A 22,605-nucleotide genomic window follows, 5' to 3' on the forward strand; every position below is an offset into this window, starting at 1 on the left:
TGTTTCAGTACTGGTACCGGGGACTCAGTACCAGGGGTCGGTTCGGTGCTCAGTACCAGTGGGCGCGACCGCCGATGGCCTTCCCGGTGTTCCCGAGAACGGCCAGGATGATGCCGATGACCGCGAGCGCGATCCCGATCGAGTACAGAACGGGGATGCTGGCGATGACACCGATGACAATCAGGATGACGCCGAGAATGATCACGGGGCACCTTCTCCTTCGTAGTCGCCCGGCCGAGTTGATGCCGGGGTGTGGCTACTTAAGGAATGCCCGGCCTACGCCAGGGGAAACAGGTCCATCCGGCCGCAGTTTTCACGCATTTGGCCTAGTGACTGCCCGCTCGTGAGTGGTAATGACGGTTAGAACCGTCATTACCACTCACGAGACGTAGCGCAGTAGCTCAGTACCGGTAGTGGTCCAGCTTGTACGGTCCCTCGACGTCCACGCCGATGTACTCGGCCTGGCGCTTGGTCAGCTTCGTCAGACGGACCCCCAGCGCGTCGAGGTGCAGACGCGCCACCTTCTCGTCGAGGTGCTTCGGCAGCACGTGGACGTCGGTGGTGTACTCGCCCTGCTTCGTGAACAGCTCGATCTGCGCGATCGTCTGGTTGGTGAAGGAGTTCGACATCACGAAGCTCGGGTGACCGGTCGCGTTCCCGAGGTTCATCAGCCTGCCCTCGGACAGCACGATGATCGAGTGCGCTTCGCGGTCGCCAGTCGCCGGGAAGACCCACTCGTGCACCTGCGGCTTGATTTCGATCTTCTGGATACCCGGGATCTTCGCGAGCCCGGCCATGTCGATCTCGTTGTCGAAGTGCCCGACGTTCGCGACGATCGCGTTGTGCTTCATCTTGGCCATCTGGTCGGCCATGATGATGTCGAAGTTGCCGGTGGTGGTGATGAAGATGTCGCCGCGCTCGACGACGTCGTCGAGTTCCACGACGTCGAGGCCCTCCATCGCCGCCTGCAGCGCGCAGATCGGGTCGATCTCGGTGACGACCACGCGAGCGCCCTGACCTCGCAGCGATTCCACCGCGCCCTTGCCGACGTCGCCGTAGCCGCAGATGACGGCGACCTTGCCGGCGATCATCACGTCGGTGCCGCGGTTGAGACCGTCGATGAGCGAGTGACGGATGCCGTACTTGTTGTCGAACTTCGACTTCGTCACGGAGTCGTTCACGTTCATCGCCGGGAACAGCAGCTCGCCTTCCTTGGCGAGCTTGTAGAGCCGCTTGACGCCGTTGGTGGTCTCCTCGGTGACCCCGCGGACCTCCTTGGCGATGCGGGTGAACCGGCCGGCGTCACGCGCGAGGCTCTCGCTGAGCGTGCGCAGCACGGAGTGGTATTCCTCCGGGTCATCGTCGGTCGGCTGCGGGACGGCACCGGCGGCCTCGAACTCGACGCCCTTGTGGATCAGCATGGTCGCGTCGCCACCGTCGTCGAGGATCATGTTCGGGACGCGGCCACCACCGAAGTCGAAGAGCTGGTCCGTGCACCACCAGTATTCGGCGAGCGTCTCGCCCTTCCACGCGAACACGGCCGAGCCGGAGGGAGCGTCGACGGTGCCGTTCGGGCCGACGACGACGGCCGCGGCCGCCTCGTCCTGCGTGGAGAAGATGTTGCAGGACACCCAGCGCACCTCGGCGCCCAGCGCGACCAGCGTTTCGATCAGCACGGCGGTCTGGACCGTCATGTGCAGCGAACCCGCGACACGCGCGCCCTTCAGCGGCTGCGAGGCGGCGAATTCACGGCGCAGCGCCATCAAGCCGGGCATCTCGACCTCGGCGAGGCGCAACTGCTTACGGCCGGCCTCGGCGAGGGAAAGGTCGGCGACGGCGAATTCGATCCCGTTGACCTTGGTCAGGGTGGGGCTCACAGGTTCTCCAATCGTGAAGGAAGGCAGGGCGGAGCGGTTCTTCTCGCCGATGGCGGGAAGAACGGAGTCAGCGCGGGAGGTCAGCGTGCGGCCTCGAAGACGGCGGCAGCCGGAAAAGTGTTACAACGCAAAAAGGACACCTCCGCGATGGGAGGCGCCCTTACGTCTGTCACGGCGGGCCGAGCGTGGCGGAAGAATTCCGTCGCAGCGCCTCTCGGCCCGAAACCAGGATGGCAAAGCGCCGCGAGCGCTGTCAAGGCGACGCGGATCGCGCCGCCGCCGCGGAGAATTCGGCGCGGACACCCAGCAGGCGGACCGGTCTGCCGAGGTCGAACATGTCGAGCACGGCCAGCGCCGCCTTCTCGATCTCACCCGGGTCCGCGGTGGGTGCGGGCAGGGTCACGCTGTGGGTGTGGGTCAGGAACGGCGCGAACCGCACCTTGACCGCGACCCGCGCGACGGGCCTGCCTTCGTCCGCGACGTCCTGGGCAACGCGTTTCGCCAGCGCGACGACCTCGGTGGCCATGGCCTCGGGGTCGGTCAGGTTCTGCTGGAACGTGGTCTCACGACTGCGGGACCGGGCCACGTACGGCGTCGCGGTGACTTCTGCGTCGCCGATTCCGCCGGCGAGGATTCGGTACCACGGGCCCAGCTTCGGCCCGAACCGGGCGGCGAGGTCGGCCGCGTCGGCGCCCGCCAGGTCCAGCACGGTGTGGTAACCGGCCGCCGCGAGCTTCTTCGTGGTTTTGGCGCCGATGCCCCACAGCGCATCCGTCGGCCTTTCGGCCATGACGTCCCACCAGTTCTCCCGGACGAGCCGGAAGATCCCGGCCGGTTTCGCGAACCCGGTGGCGAGTTTGGCCCGCAGCTTGTTGTCCCCGACGCCGACCGAGCAGGACAGCCCGGTCTCGTCGGCGACCACCCGCCGGATGTCGGCGGCGAGGGCTTCGGGATCGTCGGTGGCGGCGCCGAGGAACGCCTCGTCCCAGCCGAGTACCTCGACCACCACCGGGAATTCCCGCAGCGTCGCCATCACCCGGTCGGAGACCTCTTGGTAGGCGGGGGCGTCCGTGGCGAGGAAGATCGCCTCGGGGCAGCGTTTCGCCGCGGTCCGCAACGGCATCCCGGACTGGATGCCGAACTCTCGCGCTTCGTACGACGCCGTCGCCACCACGGCCCGTTCGGTCGGATCACCGTTGCCACCGACGACCACGGGCTTCCCGCGCAGCTCAGGCCGCCGGGCGACCTCGACAGCAGCGATGAACTGGTCGAGGTCGACATGGAGCACCCACTCCCGGACGGCCATACGGCGAGCTTAGGACCGTTCGGCGATCTCGTCGCGCATGCGCTGCTCGTTCTCCTGAAGTTCCGGCGTGAAGTCCTCGCCGAAGTCCTCGGCTTCGAGGATCTTGCGGATCTCCAGCACGGTGTCGCCGTGCGGGGGAGTGGGGCAGCGCTTCGCCCACTCGATCGCTTCGGCGCGCGACGGGACGTCGACGATCCAGAAGCCGCCGACGAGTTCTTTGGCTTCGGTGAACGGGCCGTCGGTGACGGTGGCTCCCGCGGCGCTGAGGGTGACCCGCGCGCCCTTCGAGCTTTCCTGCAGACCTTCGCCGCCCACCAGCACCCCGGCGTCGAGCATCTCCTGGTTGAACTTCGCCATGGCGGTCAAGGCCTCCATCGGCGGCATCTTCCCGGCCTCGGAATCTTCGTCAGCCTTGATGATGATCATGAACCGCATGGTCTTCCTCCCAGTGAATCGGACGTATCGCCCGGACTCTACCGGCGTACGGGAAGACGGTCAGTCGCGCCCGAACCGGGACAGGTGAACGATCACGGCCGCGGTCACGGTGATCATCCCGATCAGCAGCAGGGCCGGGCTGTTCGTCACCAAGCCCAGCAGCATCAGCAGTCCGGCGGTCACATCGATGCTCAGCACGACCGCCAGGCGGAGGAGGGGAGGCGGGGCGGGCTTGCCGGACCGGAGCCGAGCGGCGAGCGCGGGCTCGGTCAGTTCGAACCAGCGCTCGATCTTCTCCAATTCCTGCCGATCGTGATGGCTCAGCATCGGTTGCTCCTTCGGCGCGCGCCCGCTCGACAACGGGGGAATACCCAGGACCAAGGCGGGATAAGCATTGAATTTCACCCGGATTTCGTATAACGGCCTATACGTCCGGCGAATGGTGCGTTCGACTGGACCGTGCTGGGCCATTCGGGGTCTCCGCACGAAGAAAGATCCTCAACGAAGGGGATGATGGGTAGTTTGCGTGATCACGACCGCAGGCGGTTTTCACCTGGGAGGAAAGCGCACGATGACGATACCCACCGAACCGATCGGCAGTATTCCCCGCCCGGCGTATCTCCTCGAAGCGCTCGGTGAGCACGCGGCCGGGCGGCTGGACGCCGACGGGCTCGGCGAGGTGACGGAAAAGGCCCTCATGGAGACCATCGAGCGGTTGGAGGAGACCGGTTCGCCGGTCATCACCGATGGCGAACAAGGCAAGCCGAGTTTCGCCACGTATCCCTTGGCGGGGCTGACTTCGCTCGCGCCGGACGGCGTCGTCATCCCCTTCGCCGACGGGCACACCCGACAGCTTCCGCGGCTCACCGCCGGCCCGTTCCGCTACCAGACCCACGCCGCCTCTTATCTGCGCCAGGCCAAGAAATACGCGACCAAGCCGGTCAAGCAGGCGGTGATCGCGGCTTCGGCAATCGGGCTCGTCTATCCGGGTGAGGAATTGGCCGGATATGGCAAAGAACAGTTCATCACCGACCTGGTGAACGAAGCGGAAGCGGATATCCGCGGCAGTCTCGACGCGGGCGCGGACAGCGTCCAGATCGACTTCACCGAAGGCAGGCTGTCGCTGAAGCTCGACCCGTCCGGTGGGCTGTTGAAGTCCTTTGTGGATCTGAACAACGCCGTGCTGGAGCGCTTTTCCGAGGAGGAGCGCAAGAAGATCGGCGTGCACACCTGCCCCGGCGGGGATCAGGACTCGGTGCACAGCCTCGACGTCGACTACGCCGAACTGCTGCCGACGTTGTTCCAGCTGAAGGTGGGCAACGTCTACGTGCAGCTGGCCAGCGAGGCGGATCCCGAGCGAGCGCTGCGTGTGATCGCCGAGCACTCCCGGCCGGAGCAGCGGATCTTCGTCGGCGTAACCGACCCGATCGACCCCCGCGTCGAGACCGCCGAGGAGGTCCGCGACCGGGTTCTTCAGGCGGCGCGGTTCATCCCGTTCGACCGGCTGGGCACTTGTGACGACTGTGGTTTCTCGCCGTTCGCCGACGACACGTCGACGTCGCGGGAGATCGCGTTCGCCAAGATCGCCGCTCGTGTCGAGGGCACGCGTCTCGCCGCGGAATCCCTGTAGCCGGGCGTGATGGGCACCTTCAGCTCTGGACGGCGACCCTGATCCCGAGCCCGACGAGCAAGGTGCCCATCACCGCGTCCATCGCTCGCCGCACCCGGCCGGTGGAGAAGAACCTCCGCAGCGAACCGACCAGTGTGGCCAGGACGAAGGTCCACACGAGGGCCACCGCGGTGGCCAGCATCGCCAGCTGCAGGGTCTGCGTTGTCGAGGCCGTGTGCGGGAGGAACTGGGGGAGCAGGGCGAGGAAGAACACCGCGACCTTCGGGTTGAGCAGATTGGTGAGCAGTCCGTGCCGGAACGCCGCCCTCGGCGCGACGACCGGCGTCACCTTGTCCTTGAGTTCGCTGTAGTCGCCGCGGCGCACCGCCAGCCAGGCTTTGACGCCGAGGAAGACCAGGTAGGCGGCGCCGATCAGCTTCACCACGGTGAAGGCGATCGCCGACGCGGTGAGAATCGCCGCGACACCGAGCGCGATCGCGACCACCCAGACGAAGACGCCGAGCGCGATACCGAGTCCGGCGGCGATCCCGGCCTTGCGCCCGCCGAGGATCGCGCTGCGGGTCACCACCAGGAAATCCGGACCGGGCGCCATCGCGCCGAGCAGGCAGACCAAGACGAACGAGAGTGCGGTGGCCCCGGAGATCATCCGCCGATGCTATCCGGCCGGTCGATGTCCCGGACCATGACAGCGCCAGGGACGTCGACACCGTCCGGTGTCGTCACCGTCACCCGCTCGACCTCGGTGAAGCCGAACGCCCGGTACAGCGGGACACCGGGCATGGTCGCGGTCAGCGTCAGCGACGTGAACCCCTCGGCTTTCGCCGCGCGGCGGCACGATTCGAGGATCGCGCGCCCGAGCCCCCGCCGGGTCCAGTCGCCGCGGACGAACATGGCGCGAACCCGCGCCGGTTCGGTCGCCGGGTCGAGCGGGCGGTCGTCGTCCGCCGCGTCACCGGCGCCGGCGTGCATCTTTTTGCGCCTGCTCCAACCCCCGCAGGCGACGATCTCGCCATCCGCCTCGTGCACGAAGTAGGTGCCGTCCTCGATCAAGCGAAGATCGAGGTGCGCGATGTGCTCCGCCGCGCTCGCGGTCTGCCGCTCGTCGTAGAACCGGGGGAACAACTCCAGGACCGAAGCCCGCATCAGTGCCGCGATGGCCGGCGCGTCGGCGAGCGTAGCCGTCCGCTGCTGCGGCGTGTAGGTCGTCATGCGCGGAAGATAACCAACGACGGCGATCGCGCCTACCGGATAATCGCGGGATGGTCGCCGACGACGTCCGTGAGCTCTGGACCTGGTGACGGGTCAGGGCGAACCGATCCTGTGCTGTCACAGCGGCCCTGGCCAGGGGGACATGTTAGGCACTCTCGATCTCGGTGCGCGGTTCCGGACGATCGGACCCGCGCGGTCCGCACACCCTCGCCCGGATGGGTCGGCCACGTGCCGTGGCTGGAGGCGCCGGACGCATTCCGCGCCGCAGTGCTCGATTTCCTGGCCGGGGCTTGAGTGGTGGCACTACGGGTGTTCCGCACGGCTTCGGGGGTCATGAGCGCCACGCTTGAGGTGGTGATCGTCGCGGGCGCGGCGCTGACGACAGAGGTCAAAGGGTGGGTCTGGGCTGGTGACGGGAGCCTGTCGTGCACTGAGTGTCCACAGAGGACGTCCTCCGGTCATCGAGTGTCCGATTCGCGACTACCTGTCCGCTTCTGCGTGGGGTCGTGAGTGCTAATGAGGGTTAGAACGACCCAAATCACTCACGACCCTCTCGCGAAACCGCGCAAACCGCCTGAAACGGGCGCTGCGGTCGTGAGAAGTGTCCCTTGTGGACAGTGAAGAGTGGTCGATCTTGGCCGGGATGTGGTGAGGTCGCGACGATGAAGGAATCGGGACGTTGAGTGTCCCGATTCCTTCATCGTCGGTCTTTGGCAATCTGGATGCCTATGTGGGTGAGCGGGGAAGGTTTCGGACGTTGAACGTCCGGAATCTTCCCGCTCGGAGCCAGCCGGAACTCGTGACCGGCCGGAGTTTGCCGAGCCTTCAGTCCTTGGTGATCGGCTGCTGCAGCTCGGTGACCCACCTGTCGCCGTCGTCCGGGCATTCGAGGTAGAACTCCCGCGCCGGCCCGCTCGCGCGGTACCCGTGGGCGTCGACCCATCTCGCCAGCGCCTGGTAGCTGGGGAGCACGGTCTCCATCGAACCCCGGTGCAGAATCGTCGCCGCGGTCGGGACTTCGGCGAGGTTCACCGTCGAGAACCCTTCACTTCCGTTCGTCTCGGTCGAGATCGGGACCGCGGCGTGGATCAGCACCTTTTCTCCGGCGGATTCATCTTCGTAGTAGGCGATCAACGGGCCTGAGGGGGTGATCGGGCCGAGCGCGCCGAACAGCTCCTTGTACAGCCGCTGCACCACCGGCGCGATCTCCTCGTTGACGTATCCGCGTGCCGTCCCGGTCAGCTCGGCGACCCGTACCGCGGGCAGGCTTTTGACTACGACGTCTTCGGAAGGCATGGTTCCCTCGCTTTCGATCGACCGGAGCCTCGCCTCGACGGCCTTGAGCCGCGCCTCGTCGGCCGCGATCGCCGCTTCGAGTTCGGCCCGCCGGAGCCGCAACATCCCGCGCAGCTCGTCCACGCCGATCCGGGCGTCGAGGATCTCTTGCACCTGGGTGAGCGTGAACCCGAGATCCTTAAGCGCGACCACCCGGTTGAGCCGCGCCAGCTGGTCGCCGGTGTAGGACCGGTAGCCGCTGAACGGGTCGACGTGAGCTGGTCGCAGCAGCCCGATGGCGTCGTAGTGACGCAGCATCCGGACCGATACCCGGCCGTGTTTGGCGAAGTCTCCGATACCGAACATGACGCCTCCCACCAGACAGCCTGACACGGTGTCACAGTCAAGCGATCAGCGCACGAGCCGGAAGAACGACCGCACCTCCTCGGTGAAAACGCCCGGCTGTTCGAAGGCCGCGAAGTGGCCGCCTCGCTTGAGTTCGTTCCAGTACCGGATATCGGTGAACCGGCGCTCGGCCCAACGGCGGGATGGGCGCGGGGTCTCGCGCGGGAAGATCGAACATCCTGTCGGCACGGTGATCGTGTCCACAGTGGAGTCGGAGAACCAGCTCGAGACCTCGGCGAAACTCTCCCAGTACAACCGGGCCGACGAGGCGCCGGTGCCGGTCAGCCAGTAGAGCGTGATGTCGTCGAGCATGGCGTCGCGGCTCAGCGCGTTCTCCGGATGGCCGTCGCAATCCGTCCACGCCTGGAACTTTTCGAGGATCCATGCGCAGAGTGCCACTGGCGAGTCGGTCAGCGCGTAGCCGATCGTCTGTGGCCGGGTCGCCTGCTGGTTCGCGTAACCGGAACCGTCCGCTTTGGCGCGTTCGAGATCGTCGAGGGACTTCCGCTCGAACTCGGTCAGGTCGTCGAAGGTCGCCGGATCCGGTGCGGCGAGCGGCGGGTTGAGGTGGATCCCGGCGAGGCGCTCGGGAGCCGTCCGTCCCATGAGCGTGGTGATGCTCGTACCCCAGTCTCCGCCTTGCGCGCCGAAGCGTTCGTAGCCGAGGCCTGTCATGAGGCGGATCCACGCGTCGGCGATGCGCTGGATCGACCAGCCTGTCCCGGCCGGTTTGTCACTGAAGCCGTAACCGGGCAGGGACGGGACGACGACGTGGAAGGCGTCGGCCGCGTCGCCGCCGTGGGCGACCGGATCGGTGAGCGGGCCGAGTACGTCGAGGAACTCGAAGACCGAACCCGGCCAGCCGTGCGTGAGGATCAGCGGCAGCGCGCCGGGATGCGGGGAGCGGGCGTGCAGGTAGTGGATGCCGAGGCCGTCGATCTCGGTCCGGAATTGGGGAATCGCGTTGAGCCGGGACTCCGCGGCACGCCAGTCGTAGGTCTCCGCCCAGTACGCGCAGAGTTCACGCAGGTAGGCGGCGGGAACCCCTTGCGACCAGTCGTCGACGGTCTCGTCCTCGGGCCAGCGGGTGCGGCGGAGCCGGTCGCGGAGGTCTTCGAGTTCGGCCTCCGGGACCCGGGCTCGGAAGGGCGTCGTGTCCATGGCGGTCGACGGTAACGACAGGGTCCGACAATTCGTGGACTTCCGCCCGGACGTTCGGCGCCCTCGCTCCCGCGCTGCCCGTTGACCGCGGCCAGGTCAGCGAGCTATTCTCGATATACGAAAGAAAATTTCCGCATAGCGAAATTGCAGAGGTTTCGATGGCTGATCTTGCCGGTTCCCGTCATGCGTTGCCCTATGTGCTGAACCTGTCGATGGTCTTTACCGAGTTGCCGCTCTTGGCGCGCGCGGAGGCGGCGCGGGCGGCGGGGTTCACCGCGGTCGAGTACTGGTGGCCGTTCGAGACGGCGGTACCGGACGCCACCGAGGTCGACGCGTTCGTGGCGTCGGTCGAGAAGGCGGGGGTCGCGGTGACCGGGCTGAACTTCTTCCCCGGTGACATGGCCGGCGGCGATCGTGGCCTGGTCACCTGGACCGGCCGGGAGGACGAGTTCGCGCACGGCATCGCTTCCGCGATCGAGCTCGGCGAGCGGCTCGGCTGTCGCCGGTTCAACGCGCTCTACGGCAACCGCGTCGACGGCGCCGATCCCGCCGAGCAGGACAAGCTCGGCCGGGAGAACCTGGCGCTCGCCTCGGACGCCGCCGCGCGGATCGGTGCGGAGATCGTCCTGGAGCCGTTGTCGGGAGCGGAGAAGTACCCGCTCAAGACCGCGGCCGAAGTACTGAAGGTGCTCGACGAACTCGGGCGGGACAACGTGAAGCTGCTGGCCGACCTGTATCACCTGGCGGTCAACGGTGACGACCTCGACCGGGTCGTGTCCGTCCACACCGGACGGATCGGCCATGTGCAGATCGCCGACGCCCCAGGGCGGCACCAGCCGGGGACCGGAACGCTGGACATCGAGGGATACCTGGAAAAGCTGCAGACGGCGGGCTACCGCGGGCAGGTCGGCGTGGAGTACAAGCCCAACGGGCCGAGCGCGGAGTCGCTGTCGTGGCTGCCTTTCGAACGAAGGGGACTGGCATGACCAAGCTGGGATTCATCGGGCTGGGGATCATGGGCGGGCCGATGGCGGGGCATCTCGCCGCGGCCGGGCACGACGTGAGCGGCTTCGACACGAACGCCGACGCGCTCGCGAGGCTGGAAGCGGCGGGCGGCCGGGCGGCGAGCGGGGTGACGGACGCGGTCTCGGGCGCGGAAGTCGTCATCACCATGCTGCCGGACCACCCTCAGGTCGAGGCCGTCGTGCTGGCGGCTGGCGGGGTGCTGGAATCGGCGAAACCGGGGACCCTGCTGATCGACATGAGCACGATCCGGCCGGAGACCTCCATCGAGGTGGCCGAACGGGCGGGCGAACGGGAGATCCGGGTGCTGGACGCGCCTGTCTCGGGTGGTGAAGCGGGCGCCCGGCAAGCGTCACTGTCCATTATGGTCGGTGGTGCGGAAGAGGACTTCGCGGCCGCGCTCCCGATACTGGAGGCCGTCGGCAAGACGATCGTCCACGTGGGACCGCACGGTGCCGGTCAGGTCGTCAAAGCGGCCAACCAGCTGGTGGTCGGCGGGACCTACGGGCTGATCGCCGAGGCGATCGTGCTGCTCGAAGCGTCCGGGGTGGACGCAGGGGTCGGGCTCGACCTGCTCGCGGGCGGCCTGGCGGGCAGCCGGATCCTCGAACTCAAGCGGAAGTCCATGGTGGCGCGGGAATTCGCGCCGGGGTTCCGGATCGACCTGCACCACAAGGACATGGGTATCGCGCTCGCGGCCGCGAGGCAGGCCGAGGTCGCGCTGCCGCTCACCGGGCTGGTCGCCCAGCTCGTCGCCGCCGGAAGGGCGATGGGACACGGCTCGCTCGATCATTCCGCTCTGTTGAAGGTCGTCGAAACGCTGTCCGGCGCGGAAAGCAAGGAGTGAGGCATGCCCAGAATCCCCGCCATGCAGGCCGTCGTCGACGTCCTGGTCAGTGAGGGCGTCGACACCGCGTTCGGCTGTCCCGGCGCCGCGATCCTTCCGCTGTACCACGCGATGCAGGGCAGCGGCATCGAGCATCTGATCGTGCGCCACGAAGAGGGCGCGACCCATATGGCCGACGGGTGGGCGAGGACCACCGGCAACGTCGGTGTCGCGATCGGCACCTCCGGGCCTGCCGGGACGAACATGATCACCGGGCTCTATACCGCGCAGGCCGACTCGATCCCGATCCTGTGCATCACCGGGCAGGCCGATTCGCGCAAGCTGCACACCGAGGCGTTCCAGGCCGTCGACATCGTCGAAATCGCCAAGCCGGTGACCAAATGGGCGGTCCAGGTCAAGGAGGCGGCGCAGCTGCCGTGGGTGTTCCGGGAGGCGTTCCGCATCGCCCGGTCGCACCGCCCCGGGCCGGTGCTGATCGATCTGCCGATCGACGTCCAGCGGCAGGAGATCGAATGGGACTCCAGCATCGATTCGCCGCTGCCGGTCACCACGGTGACGCCGTCGCCCGCCAGGGTGGAGCGGGCACTCGATCTGCTGCTCGCCGCGAAACGGCCGCTGATCCTCGCCGGTGGTGGCGTGGTCCTCGGCGGCGCGAGCGACCGGCTGCGGACCGCGGCCGAACTGCTCGGCGTCCCGGTCGGCGTGACGTTGATGGGCAAGGGGACCTTCCCCGAGGACCACGAACTGTTCGCCGGGATGGCGGGTGTCCAGACGTCGCAGCGGTGGGCGAACGCGGCCTTCCTCGAAGCGGATCTGGTGCTCGCGCTGGGTGCCCGCTTCGGTGACCGGCACACCGGTGAGCTGGAGGTCTACCGCGGCAGCCGGAAATTCATCCACGTCGACATCGAACCCACGCAGCTGGGCAAGGTGTTCGGGCCGGATCTCGGGATCGTGTCCGACACGGGCGCGTTCCTGGACGCGCTGATCGAAGCGGCGTCGAAACGTTCTCCGGCGCGGGATCGGGCGTGGCCGCGGCGGATCGGCGAACTCAAGAAGAGCCTGCCGCGGCGGGAGGACTTCGACGACACACCGATCAAGGCACCGCGGGTGTTCAAGGAGATCAACGAGTTCTACGGCGAGGACGCCTACTTCGTCACCGCGATCGGGCTCTACCAGATCTGGTCCGGGCAGTTCCAGCGCGCGCACAAGCCCCGCCACTACCAGGTGTGCGGCCAGGCAGGCCCGCTCGGCTGGGAGATCCCGGCGGCGATCGGGGTCAAGAAGGCGAAGCCGGAGGCCGAAGTGGTCGGCGTCGTCGGGGACTACTCGTTCCAGTTCCTGGTCGAGGAGCTGGCGGTGGCCGCGCAGTACGACGTCGGGTTCGTGCTGATCATGCTGAACAACGAGTACCTCGGGCTCATCCGGCAGGCCGAAACCGGCTACGAGATGAACTTCGAGGTCGACATCCACTACGACAAGATCGGCACGGACAACGTGAAGGTTATGGAGGCCTACGGCTGCTCCGGCACCCGGGTGACCGAGCCGGGCGAGATCCGGGCGTCGCTGGAATGGGCACGCGAGGAGGCCGAGCGGACTTCGCGACCGGTACTGGTGGAGATCATGATCGAACGCGAAGGGAACGCCGCGATGGGCAAGGCGCTCGACAGTGTGGTCGAGTTCGAGCCGATCGCGGGATGAGAGCGTGAGATGAACGGGACTTTCATCGCAGAAAACGAGAGGAAAGTCCCGTTCATCTCATCCGGTGCTACGCCTTGGACTGGTCGTTGCTCAGCCACTTCTCCGGCCGGACCCGGACCAGCACGGACTTGTCGCTGAGCGCGCCGTCGACGTACTTCGCGCCTTCGTCGCCGGGGAGGTAGCGCTGCGCGATCTTCAGTGCCTGCTCGCGGGTCGGGGGTGCGTCGTTGGCGATGACCGGACCCTCGACGGTCACGTACTTGTACGGCCAGGTCTCGGTCTGGGTGGCCAGGCTGAGCCTGCCCGCCTTCTTGATGGCCTTGTCCTTGACCGACCCGCCGTCCATCCAGATCAGGAGTTCCCCGCCGGGCTCGTAGTCGTACCAGACCGGTACGGCCAGCGGCGCCCGTCCTTCCCGTTCCACCGCCAGGACCCCGATGTGCACCTCGCTCAGGAAGGCTTCCCGTTCTTCGGCGGTCATGACCATCGACGACATCCGTGTCTCACTTCTCTCGGCTTAATGATCTACGAGAGAAGGTAACGCGGGACACGTTCAGGACATTCCGGGCGCGTTACGGCGTGGGCGAAGCGGAGCTGGTGGGGGTCGCGTCGCCGGTGTTGCCCGCCGGGGTGGAGGCAGGCGGCGGCGTGGTCGTGGTGCTCGACGGCGGAGGCGTCGACGACGGCGGGGTGCTCGGAGGCGGGGTCGAAGTGGGCGGGTTCGACGACGGTGGCGTCGACGAAGGCGGCGTGCTGCTCGGCTTCGACGGCGAGGAGCTGCTCGGCGGCACGCTGCTGCTCGGCGGTAGCGACGGACCGGGCGGCGTGGACGGCGGCGGCGTGGTCGTGCCGGGCGGGGGAGTGCCGGGCAGGGTCGGCACCGGAACCTGACCGCCGGGCGTGCCGGCGGCGACGTCCTGGGAGTCGGGGGCGCCGACGGGGACCTGGCTGTCCGGGAATGTGGCGACACCGCCGCGATAGGTGACCGCCCACCGGATCACGGTGTCCACATAGGACAGCGAGTGGTTGTAGCGGTACACCGCGACGCGCTGGGTCTGCTCGGAGGTCAAGTCGACTCCGCCGGAGCAGAGGTACCGGCCCGAACCCAGGGTGGCGTCGTAGATGTTGTTCGGATTCGATTCGCCGTCGCCGTTGCCGTCGGAGGCGTAGCCCTTCCACGTGGACGGGATGAACTGCGTCGGGCCGACGGCGCGATCCCAGACCGTGTCGCCGTCGTACTTGCCGCCGTCGGTGTCGGGGATCGCGGCGAAGGGCCCGGCGCCGTTGAGCTGCGGGCCTCGGATGGGTTCGAGGGTGTCGCCCTTGGCGTCGACGTAGCCGCCGCGCGCGTGGTTCGATTCGATCCGGCCGATGCTGGCGATGAGCGCCCAGTCGATGTGGCAGCCCGGCAGTTCCTTCGCGAGGATGTCCGCAGCGTTGCGGTAGGCCTTCATCATGCTGGCGGGGATGCCGAGCGCACCCGACGGCGCGAACGAGCCGCCGACGTTGCCGGTGCCGCCGGGGACGGTCAGCGGATCCGGATGGGGCGGCTCGGGGAGGCTGCCGTCGACCGCGATCTCCGGGACGACCCCGGCGGGCGGCTGCCACTGCGCCGCCTGATTCCGCGGTGCGGTTTCCTTCGCCGCCGCGATCGGGGTGTCGGGACCGGCCGACGCGGTGACCGCGGGCAGGACGGCGAGTGCGCCACCGGCGAGCGCGAAGGCCGTCCGGTGCCGGGCGGACAACCTGTCCGGCTGTCGAGGGCGGTGCTTCGGCATGTTCTCTCCCGCTAGGTCGACTCCGGGCAAAACTATCGGATGCAACCGAATTTCGGGGAAGACACAACGAAAAACCTGCGAGCCTGCCGGGATTTCGTCCGCCCGGCACAAGACCTTGGTAGTGAAGTTGTCAATTTCACGCTGAGTTCACCGAAGTGCCAGCAGAATCCTCGGCCGCTCCACGCGACTGGTCTGAACCGCGTGCAAAGATTCCTTTGCACAATCTTCTTTGCATGGCTACCTTGGTGCCATGACCGGCCCACCGCCACCCGAAGAGATCGCCGACCCCGCCGTGCTCAAGGCGGTGATGCATCCGTTGCGCAGACGGATCATGGAAGCGCTGGGCCGAGGGCCGGCGACAGCGACGAAGCTGGCCAAGGAACTGGGGGAGAGCTCGGGCGCGACCAGCTACCACCTGCGGGAACTGGCGAAGTACCACTTCGTCGAGGAGGCACCGGAACTCGCGCACGGCAAGGAACGCTGGTGGCGCGCGAGGCCGCGCGACATCCGCTGGCCCCGGCACAGCGAGCAGAGCGAAGAGATGCGCGCGGTGTTCGACGAGACGCAGCGTGCCGCGTTCACCGAAGACCTCGAACAGCTGGCGCGTTTCCTCGAACGTCGCGGTGAGCTGGGTGAATGGGGTGACGCGCTGGTGTTCTCCCGTGGCGCGGTGCACGTGGACATCGAGGAGCTCAAGCAGTTTTGGGAGGAGTACATGGAGCTGCTGCGCCGCTATTGGCGGCCGGAGCCCGGCCCGGACGCGCGGAAGGTGTTCGTGCGCTGGATCGCGTTCCCGGATCCGGACGGGAAGGAGGGGGACTGAAGAGCAGGTGGGAGAGCGGCCACTCGACCACCTCTGATCGCGTCACCACGCCGGACGGCGTGTCTTCACGAACGACTTCACAGGTAAAGGGGGAGCAGCATGCTGCTCTGGAAGAGAATCGCGGCCGTCGGTACCGCGATGAGCCTGCTCGCGGCGGGGACCGCGACGGCCGCGCAACCGCCGGATGGACTATCCCGCGCGGACGCCACCATCCGCTACACCGAGTACGGCATCCCGCATATCGTCGCGAGCGACTACGTGAACCTGGGCTTCGGGCAGGGGTACGCCGCGGCCAAGGACAACATCTGCGCGATAGCGGACGTCGCGCTCACCACCCGCGCTCAGCGTTCCCGCCGGCTCGGCCCGGACACGGCCCCGACGAGCGGCGTGAGCCAGGCGAGTACGAACCTCGCCGGCGATCTGTATTTCCAGGGGCTCAACGAAAGCGGTGCCGTCGAGCGGATGCTGGCCGAGCCGGCGCCGCGCGGTCTGCACCGCGAGGTCCGCGAACTGATCCGCGGGTACGTCGAGGGCGTCAACAAATACCTGCGCGACGGCGAGATCACCGATCCGGCGTGCCGGGGCGCGCACCACAGCGACCAGACGGAGCTGTACTCGCGCAAGCGGTGGGTCACCGAACGGTACTGCGAGAGCGACATTCTCGCGTCGCCGTCGCTCGAGGTGGTCCGGGTGAGCAGGCGATGATCGCCGCGCTGCTCGCGGCCGTCATGGCGGTTTCGTCGCCGGCGCCCGCCGACGCTCCCGCCGGCGACGTCTCGTTCACCAGCCACGGCGTCACCTTGCGCGGAACGATTGTGGCGGCGGAAGGCGACGGTCCGGCACCGGGGATCGTCATGGTGCACGGCTCGGGCGAACACGACCGGGACGACTACCGCCCCGAGGCCGAGGCGTTCGCCAAAGCGGGCATCGCGACGCTGATCTACGACAAGCGTACCGAAGGCTATTCGCTGTTCGAGCGGGATTACTCGGTCCTGGCCGACGACGCGCTCGCCGCGGTGCAGGCCCTGCGGTCGTCTCCGGGCGTGGATCCGGCCCGCGTCGGCGTGTGGGGGTTGAGCGAGGGCGGCTGGGTCGCGCCGTTGGCGGCGTCGAAGTCGAAGGACGTCGCTTTCGCGGTCACGGTCGGGGCGAACGGCGTCTCACCCGACCGCCAGCAGTCCTGGGCCTTCGAGACCTACCTGCGGCGAGGCGGGGTCACCGGCTCGATGGTGGACATGGTCGCGTCGACGAACATGCGGACTCTCGCGGGCGCCGGTGTGTTCCCCGAGGCAGGGTACGACCCGGTGCCGGTGCTGGAGAAGGTGCGGCAACCGGTGCTCGGGTTGTGGGGTGAGCTGGACCGGCTCACCCCACCCGGCGAGGCCGTGCGGATCTTCCGGGAAACGCTGGAGCGAACGGGAAACCGGCAGTACACGCTGAAGGTGTTTCCCCGGGCCCAGCACGCTCTCCGGCCGACGACCGATGGCTTCGACAAGCTCGACGGGTTCGCTCCCGGCTACCTCGATCTCGTCGGGGCCTGGGTGACCGGATTGAAGGACGGAACCGTCCAGCCGTCCGCGGATCCGCCGCCGGTGCAGGCGAGCGAGAGTGTCGCACTGGCACCGCTGGCCTGGTACGAGGTGCCGTGGGCGCAGATCGCGGTGTGGGCGCTGGCGTTGCTGGCGTTCGCGGCCTATCCGGTGACGGCGTTGTTCCGCCGCCGTAAGGACGTCGTGCCGTTCGCCCGCCCCGCCCGCTGGCTGGCGTCGACCGGCTTGCTCGCCACAGCGGGATTCCTCGTTTACTACGTCGCCTTGACGATGGGGGCGGCGATGGCACCGGGTCCCGTCCTTTTCGGACGGACGCTGCCCTGGCTCACGTTGCAGCTGATCGCGGTCGGCGTCGTGATCGCCGGGGTGGTGACCGCGGTTTCGTGGTGGCGGCGCAAGGAGGCCAGGGGAGTGCGAGTCGGGCTGCTGCTGGCCGGAGCCGTCGCGTTCGTCCCGTGGGCCGTCCACTGGGGACTGCTCGTGCCGTGAGCCGAGAGCCTGGGTGCCGGGCGGCCACCCGGCACCCAGGCGAACGGAAGCCGCGTCACCACGCCCGAGGGCGTGTCTTCACGAACGGACCTCCGCCTGGAGAAGATACTCAGGACTTCGGGGTGACGACGAACCGGCGCAGTTCCAGCGCCGGGTTCTTGGCGCGGACTTCGGAAACACGCTCGGCCGAAAGCTCGGCGGCGGCGGTTCCCGTGCGCTCGCCGACGGAGGCGAGCACGACGCCCATCGGGTCGACGATCATGCTGTGCCCCGACCCGGTCGGCGCCGCCTGCCCCGCCGCGACCAGATAGCTCGTGTTCTCGATCGCCCGCGCCCGGACCAGCGTGGTCCAGTGGTCCTCCTTGAGCGGGCCGGGCATCCATTCCGCCGGCAGCAGTACCGCGTCCGCGCCCGCGTCGACCAGCCGCCGGGTGACCTCCGGGAATCGCAGGTCGTAACAGGTCTGCAGACCGAAGACGAAGCCGTCGGCCTCGAAGGTCTCCGGCGCTTCGATGTCGCCGGGCCGCACCAGTTCCGACTCGTGGAAACCGAAGGCGTCGTACAGGTGCAATTTGCGGTAGAGCGCGGCGATCGCCCCGTCGGGACCGGCCGCGACCAGCGTGTTCGAGATCCGGTCTCCCTCGGGGAGCGCTTCGTTGATGCCCGCGACGACGGTGATCTGCCGCTCCTTCGCGAGGCCGCGCAGTTCGGTGACGAACGGGCCGTCGAGTTCTTCGGCCGAGGTCACGAACTCCCGGCTCATCGTCGGTACGGTGAACAACGAGTACTCGGGCAGCACGACCACCCGCGCCCCGCGGTCGGCCGCTTCACCGACGAGGGAGGCGACGCGTGCGAGGTTGGCCTGTTTGTCGTTGCCGGGCGCGAACTGCGCCACCGCGACGTGCACCATGGGACCCCTTCCGATAGGTGGGACTCTTGTATACATGATGGATACTTGAGTGGTCCAGGTGTAGGCTCCGTCGCGGAAAGTGACGGCTTGGAGGGGGACGAGATGACTGTGACCGCCGAAGGGGGCGGCCCGGCACGCGAGCGGGTCTACACGTGGCTGCGCGACGGAATCATCTCGGGCGCCCTGGAAGGCGGCCGCTTCCTCGACGAAATGTGGGTTTCCGGCGAGATCGGCGTTTCGCGGACCCCGGTGCGCGAGGCGTTCCACCGGCTGGCCGCCGAACGGTTCATCAGTCTCTTGCCGCGCAAGGGCGCCCAGGTGCGCACGGTCACCGCGCGCGAGCTGGAAGAGGTCTACCAGAGCAGGCGGCTGATCGAAGGCCACGCGATCGCGGCGCTCTGCGCGAATCGCGCCGGGGCGCCCGCCGAACTGCCGGAACTCATCGAAGCGATGGTGAACGCCGGGAACGAACGCGACTGGTTCGCCGTTTCCGGCTTCGACCGCCGGTTCCATCGCGCCATCGTGAACGCCGCGGGCAACTCCGTCCTGACCGAGCTGTACGACACCCTCCGCTCACGGCAGCAACGCGTCACGGTCCGCGCGCTGGAGGCCCGGCCGGAGAGGCTGACGGTGATCAACGAGGAACACCGGGAATTGGTCGCTGCCTTGAACGCCCACGACGCGAAAGAGGCGTCGCGGTTACTGGAAGAGCACCTGCGCCCGGTGTCCGAAGTCATGTCGGTACTGCCGCAGGAAGGCTGACCCCTCATGACATCGCCCACGACGCCGCGGGACGGCTTTCTGGTTCGATGGATCCGGACAGGGCGCGGGAACCTCTCGCACGGCGTGATCGCGCTGGAACTGGACAGGCTGGGGGCCTGAATGGGACTCGAAAAGGTCGCCGGCACCATGCGCGACATCCTCACCGCCCGCCGCGTCTACGGCGAGCCGGTGGAGCGCGACGGCGTGGTGGTGATCCCCGCCGCGAGCGTCATCGGCGGTGGCGGTGGCGGGCACGGCACCGAACAGGACAAGGAAGGCGAGGGCGGCGGTTTCATCCTGGCCGCGCGCCCTGTCGGCGCGTACGTGCTCAAGGGCGGCGACGTGCGCTGGGTGCCCGCCGTGGACATCACTTTCTTTGGCGCCGTATTCGCCGTCATGGTCGCGACAATTCACAGGGCCTGGCGGCGGAAAGCTTGACGCCCGGTGCTCAGGCCCGGTTCGGGGCGGTGATGCCGGTGAGGATGAGATCGACCCCGGTGAGGAACTGCTCCCGGTCGTCGTGCTCGCGCACCTGATCGGCGATCGACTTCATGAACGGGTATTCGCCCGGGTCGAGCTCTTCCCACGCCGTCGCCGCGGCGTGGAGAAACTCGGCCCGGTCTACTCCGGGGCCGAGTGCGCGGGCGTTCGCGGCGTTCTGGCCCGCGGCGCCGAAGACATAGTGCATGAGCGCCGAGGTCGCCGTGAACCAGGTGGCTTCGGGCACGCCCAGCGCGGCCACCCGTTGCCCGAGGCTTTCGAAGATCCGCGGGGTCACCGAACCCCAAGGGCTGCGGGAAAGCTGAACGGCGAGTTGCGCGGACAGCCACGGGTGTTCCGCGATCGCGTCGAACAGGCCGAGTGCGATGGTGCGGATCTCGTCCTGAGGCGTGTCCGATGTCTCGTCGTGCTCGATGGCCAAGACGTCCGTGATCACGGAGTCGGTCGCGGCGGCGAGTAGTTCTCCTTTGTTCGCCACATGCCAGTAGATCGCTCCCGGGCCGGTGGCGAGGCGTTCGGTCAGTGTCCGGAAGGTCAGCCCGCTCTCGCCGTCCGCGTCGAGCAGTGCGACGGCGGCCTCGACGATGCGCTCCCGGGAGAGCGCTTCCGCGCGCCGAGGTGTCCGGCTTGTCCGTGTGCCCATGCCGCCCATCTTGACACGACTGGAGCGTCGTTCCAATCTGGAATGGCATTCCATGATGGAACGTCATTCCAGAAGAGGTGGCATGAAGGTGACCGTCACGATCATCGGCGCGGGACTCAGCGGGCTCACCCTGGCCCGTGTCCTGCACGTACACGGAATCCCGGCAGTGGTCTACGAGGCGGAGGGCTCGCCGGAGCAACGCGCACAGGGCGGGATGCTCGACATCCACGACTACAACGGACAGCTCGCCATCCAGGCCGCAGGCCTGATGGAGGAGTTCCGCGACCTCGTCCTGGAGGGCCGCGAGGCGATGCGGATCCTCGCGCCGGACGGGACGGTCCTGTTCGAGCAGGCCGACGACGGTACGGGCGGCCGCCCCGAGGTGCAGCGCGCCGATCTGCGGCGGATGTTGCTCGATTCCCTTCCGGACGGCACCGTCCGCTGGGGCCACAAGGTCACCGGCGTCCGACGCCTCGACGAAGGCGGCCACGAGGTGACCTTCGCCGACGGCACCACCGTCGTGGGAGACGTGCTGGTCGGAGCGGACGGCGCCTGGTCCCGAGTACGGCCTTTGCTCACCGACGCCACACCCGAGTACGCCGGTACGTCGTTCGTCGAGACCTACCTGTTCGAGGCCGACATCCGGCATCGGGCCGCGGCGAAGGCGGTCGGCGGTGGGGCGCTGATAGCGCCCGCACCGGAGAGGGAGATCCACGCGCACCGGGAAAGCGGCGACACCTTGCACACCTACGTGGTGCTCAACGAGGCGCTGGACTGGTTCGCGGGCATCGATTTCACCGATCCCGCCGCGACCACCGCGCGGATCGCGCGGGAGTTCGACGGCTGGGCGCCGGAGCTCACGGCGCTGATCACCGAGAGCGACACCGCGCCGGTCCATCGCCCGCACTACGCCCTCCCGTCCGGGCTCCGCTGGGACCAGGTGCCCGGGGTGACGCTGGTCGGTGACGCCGCCCACCTCGCCGCTCCCAACGGTGAAGGGGCCAACCTGGCCATGCTCGACGGCGCCGAACTGGCCAAAGCGCTCGTCGCCCATCCCGGCGACGTCGAGGCCGGGATCGGCGAGTACGAGCAGGCCATGTTCGTCCGGAGTGCCGAAGTCGACGGCGAGACCGCAGTCCTGCGGGAACGTGAGTTCCGCGAGAAACTTCCGTGGAGCCTGGTCGAGATGTTCGTCGGAAGTGAGTGATCGTGATCGGCCGGGTGGCCGGTTTCGAGCTAGTTTCCCCTCATGGCGAAAAGCTCGGCGGTGGAAATCGAGGTCGGCGACCGGACGGTGCGCGTCTCGAACCCGGATCGGGTCTACTTCCCGGCGCGGGGTGAGACCAAGCTCGATCTGGTCCGGTACTACCTCGCGGTCGGCGACGGGATCGTGCGGGCGCTGCGGGAACGGCCCTGCATGCTGCACCGGTTCCCGTCCGGGGTCTCGGGGGAGAAGGTTCACCAGAAACGCGTCCCGAACGGTGCCCCGGACTGGTTGCAGACCGTCCGCGTCGACTTCCCCTCCGGAAGGCACGCCTACGAACTGTGCGTCACGCATCCCGCCGACGTGATTTGGGCGGTGCAGATGTCGACCGTCGAGTTTCACCCCTGGAACTCCCGCCGGGCCGACACCGAACGCCCCGACGAGTGGCGGATCGACCTCGACCCGATGCCCGACTGCCCGTTCTCCACCGTGCGGAAGGTCGCCCACACCGTCCGCGAGATCCTGGACGAACTCGGCATCACCGGATGGCCGAAGACCTCCGGTGGCCACGGCCTGCACGTTTACGTCCGGATCGAACCGAGGTGGGGCTTCCAGGAGGTACGCCGGGCCGCGCACGCCTTCGCGCGCGAGGTCGAGCGCCGCATGCCCGACGAGGTCACCACCACCTGGTGGCGCAAGGATCGCGATCCTTCGAAACTGTTCGTCGACTACAACCAGAACGCTCGCGACCACACCATCGCCAGCGCCTACTCGGTCCGCGGCGTACCCGAAGCCGTCGTCTCGACGCCGATCGGCTGGGACGAGATCGACGACGTCGAGCCGCGCGAATTCCCATCGCCACCGTGCCCGCGCGCTTCGCCGAACTCGGCGACCTGCACGCGGGCATCGACGACACGGCGTACTCGCTCGACACCCTCCTCGAGTGGGCCGACCGCGACCCGCATTTAGAGGACTAAACGCGAGGGTAGGGCGATGTCCCCGCTCGTCGACGTCGGCATCCAGGCCAGGATCGGCCCGCTCCTGACTGTCCATAAGGGATGCTTTTCGAGACCGTAGCG

The 22,605-nt window shown here is 67.9% G+C and carries 23 protein-coding genes and 1 pseudogene; 11 read left to right on the forward strand and 13 right to left on the reverse strand.

The features are described 5' to 3' along the window. Positions 1-49: 49 nt before the first annotated feature. The 5 genes from ACZ54P_RS30385 to ACZ54P_RS30405 all read right to left on the reverse strand — a co-directional run bounded on the left by ACZ54P_RS30385 (position 50) and on the right by ACZ54P_RS30405 (position 3,945). Positions 50-205: a DUF6131 family protein gene (locus ACZ54P_RS30385; RefSeq protein ID WP_005159014.1), complete on the reverse strand. Its 156-nt coding sequence runs from the start codon at positions 203-205 to the stop codon at positions 50-52. Positions 206-401: 196 nt separating this feature from the next. Continuing rightward, the gene (gene ahcY, locus ACZ54P_RS30390) at positions 402-1,877 is read right to left on the reverse strand and encodes an adenosylhomocysteinase (RefSeq protein ID WP_465465017.1); all 1,476 of its coding nucleotides are present in this window, start codon (positions 1,875-1,877) and stop codon (positions 402-404) included. Positions 1,878-2,130: 253 nt separating this feature from the next. Further along, positions 2,131-3,183 carry a DNA polymerase IV gene (locus tag ACZ54P_RS30395; protein WP_465465018.1) on the reverse strand — a complete coding sequence of 351 codons (1,053 nt, stop codon included), beginning with the start codon at positions 3,181-3,183 and terminating at the stop codon, positions 2,131-2,133. Positions 3,184-3,192: 9 nt separating this feature from the next. Beyond that, the gene (locus ACZ54P_RS30400) at positions 3,193-3,618 is read right to left on the reverse strand and encodes a YciI family protein (protein WP_465465019.1); all 426 of its coding nucleotides are present in this window, start codon (positions 3,616-3,618) and stop codon (positions 3,193-3,195) included. A 60-nt stretch (positions 3,619-3,678) separates the two neighbouring features. Then, on the reverse strand, positions 3,679-3,945 hold the full coding sequence (locus tag ACZ54P_RS30405; RefSeq protein ID WP_465465020.1) for a DUF3040 domain-containing protein: 267 nt from the start codon (positions 3,943-3,945) through the stop codon (positions 3,679-3,681). Between the two features lie 244 nt (positions 3,946-4,189). On the opposite strand from ACZ54P_RS30405, the gene ACZ54P_RS30410 reads away from it, so the two are divergent. Next, on the forward strand, positions 4,190-5,248 hold the full coding sequence (locus ACZ54P_RS30410; protein ID WP_465465021.1) for a cobalamin-independent methionine synthase II family protein: 1,059 nt from the start codon (positions 4,190-4,192) through the stop codon (positions 5,246-5,248). 19 nt (positions 5,249-5,267) lie between these two features. Here ACZ54P_RS30410 and ACZ54P_RS30415 read toward each other — a convergent pair whose 3' ends face one another. The 4 genes from ACZ54P_RS30415 to ACZ54P_RS30430 all read right to left on the reverse strand — a co-directional run bounded on the left by ACZ54P_RS30415 (position 5,268) and on the right by ACZ54P_RS30430 (position 9,298). Beyond that, entirely contained in the window at positions 5,268-5,894 is a 627-nt protein-coding gene (locus ACZ54P_RS30415) for a LysE family translocator (RefSeq protein ID WP_465465022.1), read from the reverse strand. Further along, positions 5,891-6,457, reverse strand: coding sequence for a GNAT family N-acetyltransferase (locus ACZ54P_RS30420; RefSeq protein ID WP_465465023.1), 567 nt, complete (start codon positions 6,455-6,457; stop codon positions 5,891-5,893). Before ACZ54P_RS30420 ends, ACZ54P_RS30415 begins: the two co-directional genes overlap by 4 nt. A gap of 825 nt (positions 6,458-7,282) precedes the next feature. Beyond that, on the reverse strand, positions 7,283-8,098 hold the full coding sequence (locus ACZ54P_RS30425; RefSeq protein ID WP_465465024.1) for a MerR family transcriptional regulator: 816 nt from the start codon (positions 8,096-8,098) through the stop codon (positions 7,283-7,285). 45 nt (positions 8,099-8,143) lie between these two features. Beyond that, positions 8,144-9,298 carry an epoxide hydrolase family protein gene (locus ACZ54P_RS30430; RefSeq protein WP_465465025.1) on the reverse strand — a complete coding sequence of 385 codons (1,155 nt, stop codon included), beginning with the start codon at positions 9,296-9,298 and terminating at the stop codon, positions 8,144-8,146. Positions 9,299-9,456: 158 nt separating this feature from the next. Here ACZ54P_RS30430 and ACZ54P_RS30435 point away from each other — a divergent pair, with 158 nt between their 5' ends. The 3 genes from ACZ54P_RS30435 to gcl are packed head-to-tail and all read left to right on the forward strand — an operon-like array spanning position 9,457 to position 12,866. After that, positions 9,457-10,284 (forward strand): hydroxypyruvate isomerase family protein, encoded by an 828-nt coding sequence (locus ACZ54P_RS30435; protein ID WP_465465026.1) that lies wholly within the window; start codon positions 9,457-9,459, stop codon positions 10,282-10,284. After that, positions 10,281-11,168 (forward strand): 2-hydroxy-3-oxopropionate reductase, encoded by an 888-nt coding sequence (locus ACZ54P_RS30440; protein ID WP_465465027.1) that lies wholly within the window; start codon positions 10,281-10,283, stop codon positions 11,166-11,168. Before ACZ54P_RS30435 ends, ACZ54P_RS30440 begins: the two co-directional genes overlap by 4 nt. A 3-nt stretch (positions 11,169-11,171) precedes the next feature. Then, positions 11,172-12,866 carry a glyoxylate carboligase gene (gene gcl / locus ACZ54P_RS30445; RefSeq protein WP_465465028.1) on the forward strand — a complete coding sequence of 565 codons (1,695 nt, stop codon included), beginning with the start codon at positions 11,172-11,174 and terminating at the stop codon, positions 12,864-12,866. Positions 12,867-12,933: 67 nt separating this feature from the next. Here gcl and ACZ54P_RS30450 read toward each other — a convergent pair whose 3' ends face one another. Then, complete coding sequence (locus tag ACZ54P_RS30450) at positions 12,934-13,362, reverse strand: pyridoxamine 5'-phosphate oxidase family protein (protein WP_465465029.1); 429 nt, start codon at positions 13,360-13,362, stop codon at positions 12,934-12,936. Between the two features lie 76 nt (positions 13,363-13,438). Beyond that, positions 13,439-14,644: a lytic transglycosylase domain-containing protein gene (locus ACZ54P_RS30455; protein WP_465465030.1), complete on the reverse strand. Its 1,206-nt coding sequence runs from the start codon at positions 14,642-14,644 to the stop codon at positions 13,439-13,441. A gap of 250 nt (positions 14,645-14,894) precedes the next feature. Between ACZ54P_RS30455 and ACZ54P_RS30460 the strand changes: the two genes are divergently transcribed. From ACZ54P_RS30460 to ACZ54P_RS30470, 3 genes are all read left to right on the forward strand, one after another. Then, positions 14,895-15,467 (forward strand): ArsR/SmtB family transcription factor, encoded by a 573-nt coding sequence (locus tag ACZ54P_RS30460; RefSeq protein WP_465465031.1) that lies wholly within the window; start codon positions 14,895-14,897, stop codon positions 15,465-15,467. Between the two features lie 99 nt (positions 15,468-15,566). Continuing rightward, positions 15,567-16,172, forward strand: coding sequence for a penicillin acylase family protein (locus ACZ54P_RS30465; protein ID WP_465465032.1), 606 nt, complete (start codon positions 15,567-15,569; stop codon positions 16,170-16,172). Further along, complete coding sequence (locus ACZ54P_RS30470; protein WP_465465033.1) at positions 16,169-17,506, forward strand: alpha/beta hydrolase family protein; 1,338 nt, start codon at positions 16,169-16,171, stop codon at positions 17,504-17,506. The genes ACZ54P_RS30465 and ACZ54P_RS30470 overlap by 4 nt, the downstream gene beginning before the upstream one ends. Positions 17,507-17,615: 109 nt before the next feature. On the opposite strand, the gene ACZ54P_RS30475 is transcribed toward ACZ54P_RS30470, so the two are convergent. Beyond that, positions 17,616-18,416: a carbon-nitrogen hydrolase family protein gene (locus tag ACZ54P_RS30475; RefSeq protein ID WP_465465034.1), complete on the reverse strand. Its 801-nt coding sequence runs from the start codon at positions 18,414-18,416 to the stop codon at positions 17,616-17,618. A 102-nt stretch (positions 18,417-18,518) separates the two neighbouring features. Between ACZ54P_RS30475 and ACZ54P_RS30480 the strand changes: the two genes are divergently transcribed. Together ACZ54P_RS30480 and ACZ54P_RS30485 are read left to right on the forward strand one after the other, a co-directional pair. Further along, complete coding sequence (locus tag ACZ54P_RS30480; RefSeq protein WP_465465035.1) at positions 18,519-19,178, forward strand: GntR family transcriptional regulator; 660 nt, start codon at positions 18,519-18,521, stop codon at positions 19,176-19,178. 120 nt (positions 19,179-19,298) lie between these two features. Then, the gene (locus tag ACZ54P_RS30485) at positions 19,299-19,616 is read left to right on the forward strand and encodes a sporulation protein (protein WP_465465036.1); all 318 of its coding nucleotides are present in this window, start codon (positions 19,299-19,301) and stop codon (positions 19,614-19,616) included. A 10-nt stretch (positions 19,617-19,626) separates the two neighbouring features. On the opposite strand, the gene ACZ54P_RS30490 is transcribed toward ACZ54P_RS30485, so the two are convergent. Further along, positions 19,627-20,322, reverse strand: a complete 696-nt coding sequence (locus ACZ54P_RS30490; RefSeq protein ID WP_465465037.1) for a TetR/AcrR family transcriptional regulator — start codon at positions 20,320-20,322, stop codon at positions 19,627-19,629. 82 nt (positions 20,323-20,404) lie between these two features. Here ACZ54P_RS30490 and ACZ54P_RS30495 point away from each other — a divergent pair, with 82 nt between their 5' ends. Continuing rightward, positions 20,405-21,529 carry an FAD-dependent oxidoreductase gene (locus ACZ54P_RS30495; RefSeq protein WP_465465038.1) on the forward strand — a complete coding sequence of 375 codons (1,125 nt, stop codon included), beginning with the start codon at positions 20,405-20,407 and terminating at the stop codon, positions 21,527-21,529. A gap of 42 nt (positions 21,530-21,571) precedes the next feature. Beyond that, positions 21,572-22,503, forward strand: a pseudogene (gene ligD / locus ACZ54P_RS30500) (non-homologous end-joining DNA ligase). The last annotated feature ends 102 nt before the right edge of the window (positions 22,504-22,605 follow it).

The organism is Amycolatopsis sp. NPDC034160 (assembly GCF_055575355.1).

Bases quoted from the DNA above. Each gene is read 5' to 3' on its own strand.
- ACZ54P_RS30395 (WP_465465018.1), bottom strand. From the start codon at position 3,183: ATGGCCGTCCGGGAGTGGGTGCTCCATGTCGACCTCGACCAGTTCATC.
- ACZ54P_RS30400 (WP_465465019.1), bottom strand. From the start codon at position 3,618: ATGCGGTTCATGATCATCATCAAGGCTGACGAAGATTCCGAGGCCGGG.
- ACZ54P_RS30405 (WP_465465020.1), bottom strand. From the start codon at position 3,945: ATGCTGAGCCATCACGATCGGCAGGAATTGGAGAAGATCGAGCGCTGG.
- ACZ54P_RS30410 (WP_465465021.1), top strand. From the start codon at position 4,190: ATGACGATACCCACCGAACCGATCGGCAGTATTCCCCGCCCGGCGTAT.
- ACZ54P_RS30415 (WP_465465022.1), bottom strand. From the start codon at position 5,894: ATGATCTCCGGGGCCACCGCACTCTCGTTCGTCTTGGTCTGCCTGCTC.
- ACZ54P_RS30420 (WP_465465023.1), bottom strand. From the start codon at position 6,457: ATGACGACCTACACGCCGCAGCAGCGGACGGCTACGCTCGCCGACGCG.
- ACZ54P_RS30425 (WP_465465024.1), bottom strand. From the start codon at position 8,098: ATGTTCGGTATCGGAGACTTCGCCAAACACGGCCGGGTATCGGTCCGG.
- ACZ54P_RS30430 (WP_465465025.1), bottom strand. From the start codon at position 9,298: ATGGACACGACGCCCTTCCGAGCCCGGGTCCCGGAGGCCGAACTCGAA.
- ACZ54P_RS30435 (WP_465465026.1), top strand. From the start codon at position 9,457: ATGGCTGATCTTGCCGGTTCCCGTCATGCGTTGCCCTATGTGCTGAAC.
- ACZ54P_RS30440 (WP_465465027.1), top strand. From the start codon at position 10,281: ATGACCAAGCTGGGATTCATCGGGCTGGGGATCATGGGCGGGCCGATG.
- gcl (WP_465465028.1), top strand. From the start codon at position 11,172: ATGCCCAGAATCCCCGCCATGCAGGCCGTCGTCGACGTCCTGGTCAGT.
- ACZ54P_RS30450 (WP_465465029.1), bottom strand. From the start codon at position 13,362: ATGTCGTCGATGGTCATGACCGCCGAAGAACGGGAAGCCTTCCTGAGC.
- ACZ54P_RS30455 (WP_465465030.1), bottom strand. From the start codon at position 14,644: ATGCCGAAGCACCGCCCTCGACAGCCGGACAGGTTGTCCGCCCGGCAC.
- ACZ54P_RS30460 (WP_465465031.1), top strand. From the start codon at position 14,895: ATGACCGGCCCACCGCCACCCGAAGAGATCGCCGACCCCGCCGTGCTC.
- ACZ54P_RS30465 (WP_465465032.1), top strand. From the start codon at position 15,567: ATGCTGCTCTGGAAGAGAATCGCGGCCGTCGGTACCGCGATGAGCCTG.
- ACZ54P_RS30470 (WP_465465033.1), top strand. From the start codon at position 16,169: ATGATCGCCGCGCTGCTCGCGGCCGTCATGGCGGTTTCGTCGCCGGCG.
- ACZ54P_RS30475 (WP_465465034.1), bottom strand. From the start codon at position 18,416: ATGGTGCACGTCGCGGTGGCGCAGTTCGCGCCCGGCAACGACAAACAG.
- ACZ54P_RS30480 (WP_465465035.1), top strand. From the start codon at position 18,519: ATGACTGTGACCGCCGAAGGGGGCGGCCCGGCACGCGAGCGGGTCTAC.
- ACZ54P_RS30485 (WP_465465036.1), top strand. From the start codon at position 19,299: ATGGGACTCGAAAAGGTCGCCGGCACCATGCGCGACATCCTCACCGCC.
- ACZ54P_RS30490 (WP_465465037.1), bottom strand. From the start codon at position 20,322: ATGGGCACACGGACAAGCCGGACACCTCGGCGCGCGGAAGCGCTCTCC.
- ACZ54P_RS30495 (WP_465465038.1), top strand. From the start codon at position 20,405: ATGAAGGTGACCGTCACGATCATCGGCGCGGGACTCAGCGGGCTCACC.